The 15891-nt window shown below is 45.8% G+C and carries 13 protein-coding genes; 10 read left to right on the forward strand and 3 right to left on the reverse strand.

What is annotated here, in order from left to right; translation table 11 throughout:
* The first annotated feature begins 642 nt into the window (after nucleotides 1–642).
* Entirely contained in the window at nucleotides 643–3807 is a 3165-nt protein-coding gene (ileS, locus tag DWW77_RS14065) for an isoleucine--tRNA ligase (protein WP_118608981.1), read from the forward strand.
* Between the two features lie 2 nt (nucleotides 3808–3809).
* Nucleotides 3810–6269: a glycogen/starch/alpha-glucan phosphorylase gene (locus tag DWW77_RS14070; RefSeq protein WP_353616946.1), complete on the forward strand. Its 2460-nt coding sequence runs from the start codon at nucleotides 3810–3812 to the stop codon at nucleotides 6267–6269.
* Between the two features lie 100 nt (nucleotides 6270–6369).
* Here the strand turns inward: DWW77_RS14070 and DWW77_RS14075 are convergent, their stop codons facing one another.
* Nucleotides 6370–6864: an HD domain-containing protein gene (locus DWW77_RS14075; RefSeq protein ID WP_022426570.1), complete on the reverse strand. Its 495-nt coding sequence runs from the start codon at nucleotides 6862–6864 to the stop codon at nucleotides 6370–6372.
* 221 nt (nucleotides 6865–7085) lie between these two features.
* Between DWW77_RS14075 and DWW77_RS14080 the strand changes: the two genes are divergently transcribed.
* Nucleotides 7086–7652, forward strand: a complete 567-nt coding sequence (locus DWW77_RS14080) for an HD domain-containing protein (protein ID WP_022426571.1) — start codon at nucleotides 7086–7088, stop codon at nucleotides 7650–7652.
* Between the two features lie 88 nt (nucleotides 7653–7740).
* Here the strand turns inward: DWW77_RS14080 and DWW77_RS14085 are convergent, their stop codons facing one another.
* Together DWW77_RS14085 and DWW77_RS14090 are read right to left on the reverse strand one after the other, a co-directional pair.
* On the reverse strand, nucleotides 7741–8286 hold the full coding sequence (locus DWW77_RS14085) for an NADH peroxidase (RefSeq protein WP_015526390.1): 546 nt from the start codon (nucleotides 8284–8286) through the stop codon (nucleotides 7741–7743).
* A gap of 107 nt (nucleotides 8287–8393) precedes the next feature.
* Entirely contained in the window at nucleotides 8394–8798 is a 405-nt protein-coding gene (locus tag DWW77_RS14090; protein ID WP_015526389.1) for a Fur family transcriptional regulator, read from the reverse strand.
* Nucleotides 8799–9179: 381 nt separating this feature from the next.
* Here DWW77_RS14090 and DWW77_RS14095 point away from each other — a divergent pair, with 381 nt between their 5' ends.
* The 7 genes from DWW77_RS14095 to moaA all read left to right on the forward strand — a co-directional run bounded on the left by DWW77_RS14095 (nucleotide 9180) and on the right by moaA (nucleotide 15890).
* Nucleotides 9180–9773: a DUF3793 family protein gene (locus tag DWW77_RS14095; RefSeq protein WP_022426572.1), complete on the forward strand. Its 594-nt coding sequence runs from the start codon at nucleotides 9180–9182 to the stop codon at nucleotides 9771–9773.
* A gap of 30 nt (nucleotides 9774–9803) precedes the next feature.
* Nucleotides 9804–10229 (forward strand): flavodoxin, encoded by a 426-nt coding sequence (locus DWW77_RS14100; RefSeq protein ID WP_021653092.1) that lies wholly within the window; start codon nucleotides 9804–9806, stop codon nucleotides 10227–10229.
* 252 nt (nucleotides 10230–10481) lie between these two features.
* On the forward strand, nucleotides 10482–11237 hold the full coding sequence (locus DWW77_RS14105; protein WP_021653091.1) for a threonine/serine exporter family protein: 756 nt from the start codon (nucleotides 10482–10484) through the stop codon (nucleotides 11235–11237).
* Nucleotides 11238–11382: 145 nt separating this feature from the next.
* Nucleotides 11383–11829 (forward strand): threonine/serine exporter family protein, encoded by a 447-nt coding sequence (locus DWW77_RS14110; RefSeq protein WP_021653090.1) that lies wholly within the window; start codon nucleotides 11383–11385, stop codon nucleotides 11827–11829.
* A gap of 600 nt (nucleotides 11830–12429) precedes the next feature.
* Nucleotides 12430–14409 carry a methionine--tRNA ligase gene (gene metG, locus DWW77_RS14120; RefSeq protein WP_022426573.1) on the forward strand — a complete coding sequence of 660 codons (1980 nt, stop codon included), beginning with the start codon at nucleotides 12430–12432 and terminating at the stop codon, nucleotides 14407–14409.
* 12 nt (nucleotides 14410–14421) lie between these two features.
* On the forward strand, nucleotides 14422–14901 hold the full coding sequence (gene moaC / locus DWW77_RS14125; RefSeq protein WP_021653088.1) for a cyclic pyranopterin monophosphate synthase MoaC: 480 nt from the start codon (nucleotides 14422–14424) through the stop codon (nucleotides 14899–14901).
* Nucleotides 14901–15890 carry a GTP 3',8-cyclase MoaA gene (moaA, locus tag DWW77_RS14130; RefSeq protein ID WP_118608948.1) on the forward strand — a complete coding sequence of 330 codons (990 nt, stop codon included), beginning with the start codon at nucleotides 14901–14903 and terminating at the stop codon, nucleotides 15888–15890. The genes moaC and moaA overlap by 1 nt, the downstream gene beginning before the upstream one ends.
* The last annotated feature ends 1 nt before the right edge of the window (nucleotide 15891 follow it).

Genomic DNA, 15891 nt, shown 5'->3' on the forward strand with positions numbered 1-15891 from the left:
ATTCTGTAGTAGTATACCACTTTCCTCCCGGAAAAACCACTTGCAGTCTGTGAAAATTCCATTAAGATGAAATGAACATACATATAATAAGAGAAAATCCCTTAAAAACACTTGACATATGGATTTTCCCCAACCTATAATAGACAGCGTATATAGAAAAAAGCTGTGATGGAGACAGTAGGCCATATGGAAAGCTTGCAGCGAACCGGGGATGGTGGGAGCCCGGGGCGAGTAAATATGACGGAATATCACTCCTGAGCTTCAGTTCCGAAGTTGACCGGTAGCAGCCGGGAAGAATATCTGATATACAGATGATCATTAAGTAAGAACTGACGGATTTCCTCCGTTACAGGGAACATATATCGGCAGATACAAAGAATTGTCCGCCATGAACAGACATGGAACAACAGCCCGCGCCATAACACAGAGCATAAGAACACAGCAGAAGACGCAGGGATCCGGACACAGGCCCGTATAATGTAACAGGTGGTACAGCGAATCAGACTTCGTCCTTTTACAGGATGGGGTCTTTTTTTATAAGTGCCCGAAGCATTGGCACGAACAGGTATCTGTGAAGAAACAATCCGCTGTGGCCTTACAGATGAGGTAGCAGCCAGTAATCAGACACAGGAGGTAAATATTGTGTATCGTAAAGTTGACACGAATCTGAATTTTGTTGACCGTGAAAAAGAAGTCGAGAAATTCTGGAAAGACAACAAGATTTTCGAAAAGAGTATGGACAGCCGTAAAGAGGGCGAGACATACACATTCTATGACGGACCGCCTACCGCAAATGGTAAGCCACATATCGGACACGTTCTGACACGAGTTATCAAGGATATGATCCCGAGATACCGTACAATGAAGGGGTACATGGTTCCGAGAAAAGCAGGATGGGATACTCACGGACTTCCGGTTGAGCTTGAGGTTGAGAAGAAGCTTGGCCTTGACGGCAAGGAGCAGATCGAGGAGTACGGAATGGAGCCGTTCATTCAGCAGTGTAAGGAGAGCGTATGGAAATACAAGGGAATGTGGGAGGATTTCTCATCTACCGTTGGTTTCTGGGCTGACATGGAGCATCCGTATGTAACATACGACAACAATTTCATCGAGTCCGAGTGGTGGGCGCTGAAAGAGATCTGGGAAAAAGGTCTCCTTTATAAAGGCTTTAAGATCGTTCCTTACTGCCCACGCTGTGGAACTCCGCTTTCCGCACAGGAGGTTTCTCAGGGCTACAAGACTGTTAAAGAGCGCTCTGCGATCGTACGTTTCAAGGTTGTTGGTGAGGACGCATACTTCCTGGCATGGACAACAACACCGTGGACACTTCCGTCCAACGTTGCACTTTGTGTAAACCCGGATGAGATCTACTGCAAGGTAAAAGCAGCAGACGGCTACACCTACTACATGGCAGAGGCACTTCTGGACAAGGTTCTCGGCAAGCTTGCAAAGGATGATGAGCCTGCATATGAGATCCTTGAGAAATATAAAGGAACAGACCTTGAGCGCAGGGAATACGAGCCGCTTTTTGCATGCGCAGGAGAGGCAGCAGCAAAACAGCGCAAAAAAGCTCATTTCGTAACCTGTGACAACTACGTTACCATGAGTGATGGTACCGGTATCGTTCATATCGCACCTGCATTTGGTGAGGATGACAGCCGTGTCGGACGTGAGTATGACCTTCCGTTCGTACAGTTCGTAGACGGACAGGGTAACATGACCAAAGAGACACCATACGCTGGTGTATTCGTAAAGAAAGCGGACCCGATGGTCCTTACTGACCTTGACAAAGAGGGCAAGCTTTTTGATGCGCCGAAATTCGAGCATGATTATCCGCACTGCTGGAGATGTGACACACCGCTTATCTACTATGCACGTGAGTCCTGGTTCATCAAGATGACTGCAGTAAAGGATGATCTGATCCGCAACAACAATACAATCAACTGGATCCCGGAGAGCATCGGTAAAGGACGTTTCGGTGACTGGCTTGAGAACGTTCAGGACTGGGGTATTTCCAGAAACCGTTACTGGGGAACACCACTGAACATCTGGCAGTGTGAGTGCGGACATATGGAATCCGTGGGAAGCCGCCAGGATCTCTATGAGAAGAGTGGTGACGAGCGTGCGAAGACTATCGAGCTTCACCGCCCATACATTGATGATATCACCATGAAGTGCCCGGACTGCGGAAAGACCATGCACCGTGTACCGGAGGTAATCGACTGCTGGTTCGATTCAGGAGCAATGCCTTTTGCACAGCATCATTATCCATTTGAGAATAAAGACCTGTTTGAGCAGCAGTTCCCGGCAGACTTCATCTCCGAGGCTGTTGACCAGACAAGAGGATGGTTCTACTCACTTCTTGCTGAGTCCACACTGCTTTTCAACAAGGCTCCGTATAAGAATGTAATCGTTCTGGGACATGTACAGGATGAGAACGGACAGAAGATGAGTAAGTCCAAGGGAAATGCCGTAGATCCGTTTGATGCACTGAACAAATATGGTGCAGATGCTATCCGCTGGTATTTCTACATCAACAGTGCTCCATGGCTTCCGAACCGTTTCCACGGCAAGGCAGTTGTAGAGGGACAGAGAAAGTTCATGAGCACTCTGTGGAACACCTACGCATTCTTCGTACTGTATGCGAACATTGACAATTTTGACGCAACTAAATATACTTTAGATTACGATAAGCTTCCGGTTATGGATAAATGGCTGCTCAGCAAGCTGAATACCATGGTGAAGACTGTCGATGAGGATCTTGGTTCCTACAAGATTCCGGAGGCTGCAAGAGCGCTTCAGGAATTTGTTGACGATATGAGTAACTGGTATGTAAGAAGAAGCCGTGAGCGTTTCTGGGCAAAGGGCATGGAGCAGGATAAGATCAATGCTTACATGACACTTTACACAGCACTGGTAACTGTTGCCAAGGCTGCAGCTCCGATGATCCCGTTCATGACTGAGGATATCTACCAGAACCTTGTTCGCAGCATTGACGCAGACGCTCCGGAGAGTATCCATCTCTGTGATTACCCGGAGGTAAACGAGGCATGGATCGACAAGGATCTTGAGGCAAACATGGAAGAGCTTCTTGAGATCGTTGTTCTCGGACGTGCATGCAGAAATACCGCAAACATCAAGAACCGTCAGCCGATCGGAACCATGTATGTAAAAGCTGAGAAAGCTATGGATAAATTCTACACAGATATCATCGCAGATGAGCTTAACGTAAAAGAAGTGAAATTCGCAGATGATGTAGAGTCCTTCATTTCCTACAGTTTCAAGCCGCAGCTCCGTACAGTAGGACCGAAATACGGCAAGCTTCTGAACGGCATCCGTACCGCACTCTCCGAGATCGACGGAACCGCAGCAATGAAAGAGCTGAGAGATAATGGTGTTCTCGTTCTTGACATTGCCGGAAACAGAGTCGAGCTTGCAGAGGAAGACTTATTGATCGAAACAGCCCAGAGCGAGGGCTATGTGACAGAGACAGACGGTGAAACATCCGTTGTCCTTGATACAAACCTTACACCTGAACTGATCCAGGAGGGCTTTGTCCGCGAGATCATCAGCAAGGTTCAGACCATGCGTAAAGAGGCTGGTTTCGAAGTCATGGACAAGATTATTGTCTATGCAAAAGATAACGATAAGATCATGGATATCATGAAAGCAAACCAGGATGAGATCAAACGAGAAGTACTGGCAGAAAACATTGTTCTGGGAGAAGCAGAGGGTTACACCAAAGAATGGAACATCAACAAAGAGGCTGTAACACTGGGAGTATCCAAAGTACAGGAGGAAAACTAATGATTGACAAGCAGTTTGAGAAAGAGGAGTTCAAAAAAAGCGTAAAAGAAAACGTAAAATTCCTTTATCGAAAAACACTGGAAGAGGCTACACAGGAGCAGATCTTTCAGGCTGTAAGCTACACAGTAAAAGATGTGATCATTGATAACTGGCTTAAGAGCCAGAAGGCGTATGAAAAACAGGACCCGAAGATCGTATATTATATGTCCATGGAGTTCCTTATGGGCCGTGCCCTTGGAAACAACCTGATCAACCTTGGCGCATATGGCGAGGTTAAGGAAGCTCTTGAGGAGCTTGGACTTGACATTAACTGCATCGAAGACCAGGAGCCGGATCCGGCTCTTGGAAACGGTGGACTTGGAAGACTGGCAGCATGCTTCCTGGATTCTCTTGCAACTCTGAACTACTGTGCATACGGATGCGGAATCCGTTACCGTTATGGTATGTTCAAGCAGGAAGTACGCGATGGTTATCAGGTAGAGGTACCGGATAACTGGCTGAAGAACGGCTATCCTTTCGAACTCCGTCGTCCGGAGTATGCAAAAGAAGTTCATTTCGGCGGATATGTACGCGTTGAGTGGGATCCGGTGAAGAACGAGAATAAATTCATCCATGAAGGATATCAGGCAGTTAAGGCTGTTCCTTACGATATGCCGATCACAGGTTATAACAACGATGTTGTAAATACACTTCGTATCTGGGATGCAGAGCCGATCGTAGACTTCAACCTTGACTCTTTCGACAAGGGTGATTATCACAACGCAGTAGAGCAGGAGAACCTTGCACGTACTATCGTAGAGGTGCTTTATCCGAATGATAACCATATGGCAGGTAAAGAGCTTCGTCTGAAACAGCAGTACTTCTTCGTATCTGCCAGCCTTCAGGCAGCGATTGCCAAATATAAGAAAACACACGATGACATCACAAAGCTTCATGAGAAGGTTGTATTCCAGATGAACGATACTCATCCGACTGTAGCAGTTGCAGAGCTGATGCGTCTTCTTATGGATCAGGAAGGTCTTGGCTGGGATCAGGCATGGGATATCACAACAAAATGCTGTGCTTACACCAACCACACCATCATGTCCGAGGCACTTGAGAAATGGCCGATCGAGCTGTTCTCCAGACTGCTTCCGCGTGTATACCAGATCATCGAGGAGATCAACCGTCGTTTCATTCTTGAGATCCAGCAGAAATATCCTGGAAACTTCGAGAAGATCAAGAAGATGGCGATCATCTATGACGGACAGGTTAAGATGGCTCACCTTGCGATCGTTGCAGGCTACTCTGTAAACGGTGTTGCACGCCTTCATACCGAGATCCTCAAGAATCAGGAGCTGAAGGATTTCTATGAGATGATGCCTGAGAAGTTCAACAACAAAACAAACGGTATCACACAGAGACGTTTCCTTGCTCATGGAAACCCGCTTCTGGCTGACTGGGTAACAGACAAGATCGGACCGGACTGGATCACAGATCTTTCCCAGCTTTCCAAGCTTAAAGTTTACGCAGACGATGAGAAGGCTCTTCAGGAGTTCATGACCATCAAGTTCAAGAACAAAGAGCGTCTTGCAAAATATATCCTGGAGCACAATGGTGTTGAGGTTGACCCGCACTCCATCTTCGATATCCAGGTTAAGAGACTTCATGAGTACAAACGTCAGCTTCTCAATATCCTGCATGTGATCTATCTGTACAACCAGATCAAGGCACATCCGGAGATGGATTTCTATCCGAGAACATTTATCTTTGGTGCAAAGGCTTCCGCAGCTTATGCACGTGCAAAGAAGATCATCAAGCTGATCAACTGTGTGGCAGATGTTGTAAACAATGATGCTTCCATCAACGGCAAGCTGAAGGTTGTATTCATCGAGAACTACCGTGTATCCAACGCTGAGATCATTTTTGCGGCAGCAGATGTTTCCGAGCAGATCTCCACAGCAAGTAAAGAGGCTTCCGGTACAGGTAACATGAAATTCATGCTGAACGGTGCTCCGACACTGGGAACTATGGATGGTGCCAACGTTGAGATCGTACAGGAGGTTGGCGAGGAGAATGCATTTATCTTCGGTATGAGCTCCGACCAGATCATCAACTATGAGAATAACGGCGGTTATGATCCGGACTTCATTTACAATACAGATCCTGAGATCCGTCAGGTACTGATGCAGCTGATCAATGGAACCTTCTCCAGCGATACAGAGATGTTCCGTGACATCTACAATTCACTTCTCGACAAACGCAACATGCCGAGACCTGACCAGTATTTCATCCTTGGCGACTTCCGTTCCTATGCAGAGGCACAGAAGCGTGTTGAGGAAGCATATAAGGATGAGAAACGCTGGGCTAAGATGGCACTTCTCAATACAGCATGCAGCGGTAAGTTCACATCCGACAGAACTATCCAGGAGTATGTAGATGATATCTGGCATCTGGATAAGGTTGTTGTGAAAGAGAACTAAAGATATATAAAGTAATCTGCAAAGTATTACCATAAAATAAATTTCCACACAAAAACAGGGCTCGTCGGAAGTGGCGACGGCCCTGTTTTTTGTGTGAAAATTATGCCGGATTGATGACGATCCGGTTCCGCCTGGCCAGTGCAATGGCGATATGGCAGCCTTCCGCGATGGCGCAGGCTTTATCGGCAAAGCTGATGATCCAGGCTTCCCTGTTGCGTGGAAGAGGTCCCAGAGGGAACATATGTGAGAGTATCGCATCCAGCTCTTTGTCTGTGACATCAAAGTGTGCGGCACTGTTGTCTGCGGCAGCCTTCGGGTGATAAAACGCCTGATGCTCACCGGTCGGTGTCTCCGCCCTGAAGTCATAGGGACAGAAATCGTGGAGAAGTCCTGCCCTTGCGGCGGCTTTCTCGTCACATCCCAGCTTCCTGGCAATGAACCAGGAGAGGTAAGAAACATTGATACTGTGCATGAGCCGTGTGGTCCACTGGTGGTGGGTGTACAGGCTCAGCTTCAGGAACTCTCTGTTACAGAGGATGTTCTTCACAAGCGCATGATATTCCTGTGAGACCTCATCCGACACCGTGATATCCATCGGCAATCACCTTCTTTCTTTTGTTTATAATTTCATTATGACGATTATGGAGAAAAATGCAATAAAGTTTATATTTTTTTTATAAATTAGTTGAGACAAATTTTTTCAGAATGGAATCTTCTGTTTTTCATCTGTTTTCCATGACCGGAGATATGGTATAGTAATGAACAGAATTGGTGTCAGTGAAAATATTATGAAAAGACGGAGGAGAGAGAACGAATATGAAACCAGAAAAACTGATTGAAGTACTTTCTGTTGCAGAACGATTAAAAGATGCAGTGCGTCATTGCTATACATCCGGAGGCAGGCGGGAGAGTGTTGCGGAGCATTCCTGGAGAATTTCTCTGATGGCATATTTTGTCAGCGACGAGTTTCCGGAGGCAGATCTTCTGAAGATCATGAAAATGTGTCTGATCCATGATATGGGAGAAGCTTTTACCGGGGATATCCCAGCTTTTGAAAAAACAGTAAAAGATTCAGAAAAAGAAGCCGATGTGCTGGGTGAATGGGTGAAAACTCTGCCGGAACCATTTGATAAAGAGATGGCAGAACTGTATCAGGAAATGGAAGCACAGCAGACTCTGGAATCCAGAATCTACAAAGCTTTGGACAAACTGGAAACGCTGATCCAGCACAATGAATCCGACATCAAAACCTGGATCCCACTGGAATATAACCTGCAGATGACCTACGGAAATGAACAGGTGAAATTCTCAGATTATCTGACGGAGCTTCGGGAGCAGGTAAGAGCAGATAGTGTGCGGAAGATTGAAAAATCTGTACACTAATTTGCACATCTCCATCAGAAACATTAAAAAAGAGGGAACCATTTTACGTGGTTCCCTCTTGTAAAAATTCCGATTTTATGCGGATTTCTTATTTACCGAAATATCTCTTAAGCAGACCAGCGAATGCTTTGCCGTGTCTTGCCTCGTCCTTAGCCATCTCATGTACTGTGTCATGGATTGCGTCAAGGTCAGCTGCTTTCGCACGTTTTGCAAGGTCGAATTTACCTGCTGTAGCGCCGTTTTCAGCCTCTACACGCATCTGAAGGTTCTTCTCTGTGCTGTCTGTTACAACCTCACCAAGGAGCTCTGCGAATTTAGCTGCATGCTCTGCTTCCTCGTAAGCTGCTTTCTCATAGTACATACCAACTTCCGGATATCCTTCTCTGTGAGCAACTCTAGCCATTGCAAGATACATACCAACCTCGGAGCACTCGCCCTCGAAGTTCGCTCTCAGGTCTGCAAGGATGTCCTCGCTGACGCCTTTAGCTACACCTACAACATGCTCAGCTGCCCATGAGAGCTCGCCTTCCTGTTTCTGGAATTTAGAAGCTGGTGCTTTACATACTGGACAGGCTTCCGGTGCCTGCTCGCCTTCATAAACATATCCACATACTGTACATACCCATTTAGCCATAGTAATGATCTCCTTTTCTTTTTTGAAATATATTGTTTGTTTTTGTTTCTTTTAAATTAATAATAGTAATTATTACTATTTTATGATATCATGTGATCTTTATTTTGTCAAGCTTGTTTTTCTTCTTTTTTCAGGCATTCCTTGCAGATTCCATAGAAGCTTGCATCTACGTCAAAGACTTTTCCGTGGATAAATTCTGCAGCTGCCTGTTCAAGAATTCCGTTAAGGCTGTCTGACTGCATATCGATCACCCGGTTGCATCTGGTACACATGAAATGTGAGTGTGGTGCGACCCTTCCATCGTAGCGATCCGCGCTTCCGAAATTGGTCAGCTTCCGGATCTCACCGATGTCACTGAGAAGAGAAAGATTACGGTAGACAGTTCCGAGACTGATGTTCGGGTAGATCTGTCGAAGATTCTCGTATACTGTATCTGCCGTTGGATGATCTGTTCTGGATCTCAGAAATTCCTTGATGGATTCTCGCTGACGGCTGTATTTAAGTGCTGCCATAATGTTTCCTCCTATCAGTAATAGTAATTATTACTGATATTATAATACATGATAGAGGGAAGTTTGTCAAGAGGTTTGGATATGATTATCCTGAAATATTTTCATTTTATGAGTTGGATGTAAATGAGTATTTTTACGCTGCAGGTGTAGGAGATATTTGCAACCCTGCAGAGGACTTACTTGATTCAGTTAAATGGTGAGAACTGGCAGTCGGATGTCTGACAGAGTGTTTGTTATAAGGAATATTGTGCCCTTAATGATAGGATTTTATCAGTAAAAATTCTCGGTGAAAATTTATAAAAATAAGTTGACAGAGACTAACTTTAGTAGTATATTTACAATAGTTAGAGAAATCTAACTAATATGTAAAGGAGAATGCAAATGACTTGTGAAAAATTTGAATCTGTCATGGGTTATCATTGTTCCCCTGTATTAATGGGAATGAAACCAGCGAATCTTGTTTCCTTTTCCAAGGAAAAAATGCCGGAGCTGCCGGAGATCATTTCGGATTATGAGGAGAGTCTTGAACGGGAAGGTATCCGTATGGAGATCATCTGTGGATGCAGGAAGCATTATCTTCTTCTGGTGTACCGGCCGGATATGCTGCAGGAATATCTTAAGCAGGATGAAGCCAGGAAACTTTTGCTTCAGGATGGGTATAATATAGATAGTTCTTTGGATGAGATGATCGCCCGTTTGAAGGAGAGATTTTTTCATAAGACGGAGTTTCCTCATGAGATCGGACTTTTCCTGGGTTATCCCATTGAAGACGTGAAGGGCTTCCGGAAGTTCGGAGGCAGTGGCTGCAAGATGTGTGGTTACTGGAAGGTTTATGATGATGTGGAGCAGGCTCGCAGGATTTTTGACAGCTACGATAAGTGCCGGGAGTTTACTGCGGCGCAGATTCGTGCGGGGTATTCGATTTTGCAGGTTGTTGGTATGAAGCATCTCTGTACATCTCAGATGTGCGTATAATATAAAGTTTAAAAACAGGAGGTTTTTAAGATGAGCAAGGTAGGAATTATTTACTGGTCTTCTACAGGTAACACAGAGGCTATGGCGCAGGCTGTTGAGGAAGGTGCAAAAGCAGCTGGTGCGGATGTTGAGATCATGGAAGTTGCAGATGCAGATGTAGATAAAGCTCTCTCTTATGATGTTTTGGCACTTGGTTGTCCGGCAATGGGAGATGAGGAGCTTGAGGATGGTGAGTTCGAGCCATTCTTCTCTGATCTGGAAGGCAAACTTTCCGGTAAGAAAGTTGCGCTTTTCGGTTCCTATGACTGGGGCGACGGAGAGTGGATGAGAACCTGGTGCGGCAGAGCAAAAGACGCAGGCGCAGAGCTTGTTGATGATGAAGGACTCATTGTAAACAACACACCTGATGATGAAGGACTTGCAGCTTGCCGTGAACTTGGCGGAAAACTTGCATAAGATCTATTAGATTTCAAATAAATAAAAACTGAGCAGAGCATTGGATTTTCAAACACAAACACCATCCGGACAGAAGGGATAGATATCTTTTTTGTCCGGGTGGTGTTTTATTTTGAGCGAAAATATCTGCTTATTACTTTGAGAAAATATAGAAGAAATGAATATTAAGACAAAAAATCCTTGTTGATTTTAATATTTACGTGTCCTAAAATAGATAAAAATGAAATAAAGCAGGAAAGTGAGGGATGCCGGATGACGCGGGAGGAAGCGGAACAGTATTTATATTATGCGATGACAATTGGTGAACAGCTTCTTTGCTGCGGAGCAGAGGTTGGACGTGTGGAAGATACCATACGGCGGATCTGCCTGGCATATGGAGCCACCCGGGCAGATGTTTTTTCTATCACATCCAGTATTGTGACGACTATTTATGGAGAGGATTTCGGTATTTGCACCCAGACGCGGCGTGTGCCGGGAATGTCCAATGATCTGGGACGGCTGGATGACCTGAACCAGCTTTCCAGATACATCTGTGAGTATCGGCCGAAGCCGGAGGAGATCCAGAAGGGGCTGGAAAAGATCCGGGATAAACAAGGATATTCTTTTAAAACGCAGATTTTGATCTATGCTGTAATTTCAGGTTCTTTTTCTGTGTTTTTCGGAGGAGATGTCAACGATATGATCGCTTCTGCGCTGATTGGTATCGCCCTGAAGCTGTTTGAGGCTTTTGTAAAAAAAGGTGCATTAAACTCGCTACTGACAGTGCTTCTTTGCTGCGGAGCCGGCGGAGTACTTTCCAATCTTACAGTTCTGATCGGGCTTGGACATCATGCGGATCTGATCAGTATCGGAAATATCATGCTTCTGATACCGGGAATTGCATTTACCAATTCATTGCGTGATATGTTTTCAGGAGATACCATTACAGGTTTGATCCGATGTATGGAGGCACTTTTGCTGGCACTGGTCGTGGGCCTTGGTTTTACGGTGGCGAATCTGTTGTTTTAACCGAATCAGGGAAGTTCTCTTGAAGGTTACGAAAAGCAATAAGCAGTGAATGAGGAGTTCACATACTGCATCAATTGCGGAGTAGCGAAATGCAGCAGATAATGGGAGCATTTGATAGTAGTTATGATTTATTCAGGAGGAAAATATGCGGGAAATCATACAGCTGGTCGTATCCTTCACAGGATCCCTCGGCTTTGCGGCATTATTTAATATCCATGGAAAAAAACTCTGGTTTGCGGCATTGGGTGGATGTCTGTCCTGGGCTGTATATCTGGCAGTAGAGTTCATAACGCCAAGTCCGTATGTGTGCGGTTTCTGGTCAACAGTAGCTATTACTTTGTATGCAGAATGTATGGCAAGAATTCATAAAACGCCGGTAACTGTATTTCTGGTTTCTGCGACAATTCCGTTGATTCCGGGAGCAGCACTTTACCGGACAATGAACTGGATGTTGATGAAGGACTGGGCAAAATTCCAGAAAGACGGAATCTATACGATCCTTTTTGCGGTGAGCATGGCAGCAGGAATGACGCTGACAACCATTGCGTTCCGGATGGCGTGGCGGTGGATGTACAGGCAGAGGAGAATGTAATACAGTATCGAAATTCCCCGTTTACAAACCATCGGAAATGTGTTACGATTTTCCCATATGGAAAACTCATGGAAGAAGAGAGTACATGTGTACACCGTACTACAGGGAAATCCCCGGAGGACTTTTTAGATGCAGGCTGTGACGCAGTTGCGGTCATAGATCTGCGGCAGAGTGAATGGTAAAGGTTCACTTTATGCAGGAGTTCCGAGACTGAGAGGGATGTGCAGGCACAGATGGAAGATGGCTTCGGAGAGGCATTGCTGAACCGGTTTAAACGCGATAAGCGAAGTGCGAATGTCCGATTTAACGGACACCGGCAGGCAGTGACAGGACCGCCTGTTATAGCGGAAGGGTATAGAGCTTGCTGTACCTGATGAGGTTTTTGCCGCGAGGCAGGAGCGAAAAGAAGTGGTAACACGGGTAATAACTCGTCTTCTCATATCATTATGGTATGAGAAGACGTTTTTTTATGTCGCTGAGAATTACTTGGTAATCTTCCAATGTCCCCGGACAGGAAATTTCCTGTTTTGACGGAATATATTTTCAGTCCGTTATGAGTAAGTACACAATTTATTTTTATATTTATGGAGGAAAGAAAAGATGGAAAAGCAGAGATATTATATCAGCACTGCCATTGCGTACACATCCGGTAAACCGCATATCGGAAATACCTATGAGGTCGTTCTTGCGGATGCGATCGCACGTTTTAAAAGACAGCAGGGTTATGACGTATATTTTCAGACAGGTACTGATGAGCATGGCCAGAAGATCGAGCTGAAGGCTGAGGAAGCTGGTGTTACACCAAAGGAATTCGTAGATAACGTTTCCGGTGAGATCAAACGCATCTGGGATCTGATGAACACATCCTATGATAAATTCATCCGTACAACAGATAAAGACCATGAAGAGCAGGTCAAAAAAATCTTCAAAAAAATGTATGCAAAGGGAGATATCTACAAGGGTCATTATGAAGGAATGTACTGTACACCATGTGAGTCCTTCTTCACAGAGTCCCAGCTTGTAGACGGCAAATGTCCGGATTGCGGACGTCCATGCGTACCTGCCAAGGAAGAGGCATATTTCTTCAAAATGAGTAAATATGCAGATAAGCTTATTGACTACATCAACACACATCCGGATTTCATCCAGCCGGAGTCCCGTAAAAACGAGATGATGAACAACTTCCTTCTTCCGGGACTTCAGGATCTCTGTGTATCCAGAACATCCTTTAAATGGGGAATCCCGGTAGATTTCGATCCGAAGCACGTTGTATATGTATGGCTGGATGCCCTGACAAACTATATCACAGGTATCGGCTATGACTGCGACGGAAACAGCAGCGATAAATTCAACAAATACTGGCCGGCAGATCTTCACCTGATCGGAAAAGATATCATTCGTTTCCATACCATTTACTGGCCGATCTTCCTGATGTCTCTGGATCTTCCGCTTCCGAAACAGGTATTCGGACATCCATGGCTGCTTCAGGGCGATGGAAAAATGAGTAAATCCAAAGGAAATGTAATCTATGCAGATGAGCTGGTTGAGTTCTTCGGTGTAGATGCTGTCCGTTATTTTGTACTCCATGAAATGCCATTTGAGAATGACGGTGTGATTACATGGGAGCTGATGGTTGAGAGACTGAATTCCGACCTTGCAAACACACTTGGAAATCTTGTAAACCGTACAATTTCCATGTCTAACAAATATTTTAACGGAGTCGTTGAGAATAAGAATGTTACTGAGCCGGTTGATGAGGATCTTAAGAGCTTCATCCTTCAGGTTCCGAAGAACGTTTCCGCAAAAATGGACAAGCTTCGTGTGGCAGATGCTATCACAGAGGTATTCTCTCTGTTTAAACGCTGCAACAAATATATCGACGAGACAATGCCATGGGCACTTGCAAAGGATGAGACAAAGCAGGATCGTCTTGCAACCGTTCTCTACAACCTGGTTGAGGGAATCTGCATCGGCGCATCTCTTCTGAAATCCTTTATGCCGCGTACAACAGAGCGTATTCTTGTACAGCTCAACGCAAACGAGAGAACTCTTGAGAAGATGGAGCAGTTTGGTCTTTATCCTTCAGGAAACCGCGTAACCGACAAACCGGAGATCCTTTTTGCGAGACTTGACCTGAAAGAGGTTCTTGAGAAGGTTGAGAAGCTTCATCCGAAGAAAGAAGAGCCGAAAGAAGAGCCGAAGGAAGAGGTAGAAGAGGAGAAAACAGAGAATGTGATCGATATCGAGGCAAAGCCGGAGATCACTTTCGATGATTTTGAGAAGCTGCAGTTCCAGGTTGGTGAGATCATCGCCTGTGAGGAGGTTAAGAAATCCAGAAAACTTCTCTGCTCTCAGGTTAAGATCGGAAGCCAGGTTCGTCAGATCGTATCCGGAATCAAGGCTCATTATTCCGCAGAGGAAATGGTGGGCAAAAAGGTTATGGTCGTTACAAACCTGAAGCCTGCCAAGCTTGCCGGAATCCTCAGCGAGGGTATGATCCTCTGTGCAGAGGATGCAGACGGAAATCTTTCCCTGATGGTACCGGAGAAAGAGATGCCTGCAGGCGCTGAGATCTGCTAAGTATAGACAGATATGGAATTGAATCATTTTGATAAAAACGGCAATGCTGTTATGGTGGATGTGTCCGACAAACCGGTCACTCACCGTACGGCAACAGCCACGGGTTCCATTCAGGTAAGCCCGGAGATCATGGCCGCGGTAAAAAGCGGAAATGTGAAAAAGGGTGATGTACTTGGTGTGGCCCGTGTGGCAGGTATCATGGGTGTGAAGCGTACTTCTGAGCTAATCCCCATGTGCCATCCACTTCCCATCCAGAAGTGTTCTGTGGATTTTGAGACCGATGAGGATGCGGGAGTGATCCGTGTATTCTGCACGGTAAAAACAGAGGGAAAAACAGGCGTGGAGATGGAGGCGCTGACAGGTGTTCAGGTGGCGCTTCTTACCATTTATGATATGTGCAAGGCAATTGACAAGCATATGGTCATGTCTGATATCCATCTGGAAGAAAAAACAGGAGGCAAAAGCGGAGATTTTCGTTTTGAGGAAAAATAATGATAGACAGGTGCGGAAGAAATATTGATTATCTCAGGATTTCCGTAACTGACAGATGTAATTTGAGGTGTATTTATTGTATGCCGGAGGAGGGAGTGCAACATGTGGAGCGCTCCCTCATTTTGCAGGAAGAGGAAATTTTGAGGATCTGCCGGGTGATGGCAGAGCTGGGTATCCGGAAGATCAAGCTGACCGGCGGGGAACCGCTTGTACGGCCGCGGATGCCTCAGCTGGTGGAAAAACTGAAAAATATGCCGGGGATCGAGAAGGTGACTCTGACTACAAATGGTGTGCTTCTGAAAGATCAGATGAGTGATTTTGCCCGGGCGGGGCTGGACGGATTGAATATCAGCCTGGATACGCTGGATGAGGCCTGCAGCAGGAGGATCACGCGGCGGGATGAACTGGGGCGGACGCTGGAAGGGATTTCGGAGGCAATGAAGTATCCGGAGATTTCACTGAAGATCAATTGTGTGCCTCTTGGGATCCCGGAGCAGGATCTTTGCCGGGTGGCGCTTTTTGCCAGGGATCACAGGGTGCATGTGCGGTTTATTGAGATGATGCCCATTGGGATGGGAAAAGAATTTCATGGGGTGTCGGAGGAGGAACTGCTTCGGATCCTTGGGGAAAAGCTTCCGCGGTTTTCGCCGTATGTTGGGGAGCCCCTTGGGAATGGACCGTGTCATTATTATGATGTGGATGGTTTTTCCGGAAAGATCGGGTTTATCAGCGCGGTGAGCCATAAGTTCTGTGGGGAGTGTAACCGGATCCGGCTGACTTCTCAGGGCTTTTTGAAGACTTGTCTGCAGTATGCGGCGGGAAGGGATCTTCGGGAGGTGATCCGCAGTGGTGGTTCGGATGAGGTGCTGAAGGCTGTGATCCTGGAGGCTTTGGCGGAGAAACCGGACGGGCATGTTTTTGGCGGAGGTCTGGAGAGACAGAAGGATGATAAGACGGAGAAGCTTTGTATGGCTCAGATCGGAGGTTGAG

The organism is Ruminococcus sp. AF17-12 (genome assembly GCF_003479245.1).
GTDB lineage: Bacteria > Bacillota > Clostridia > Lachnospirales > Lachnospiraceae > Blautia_A > Blautia_A fusiformis.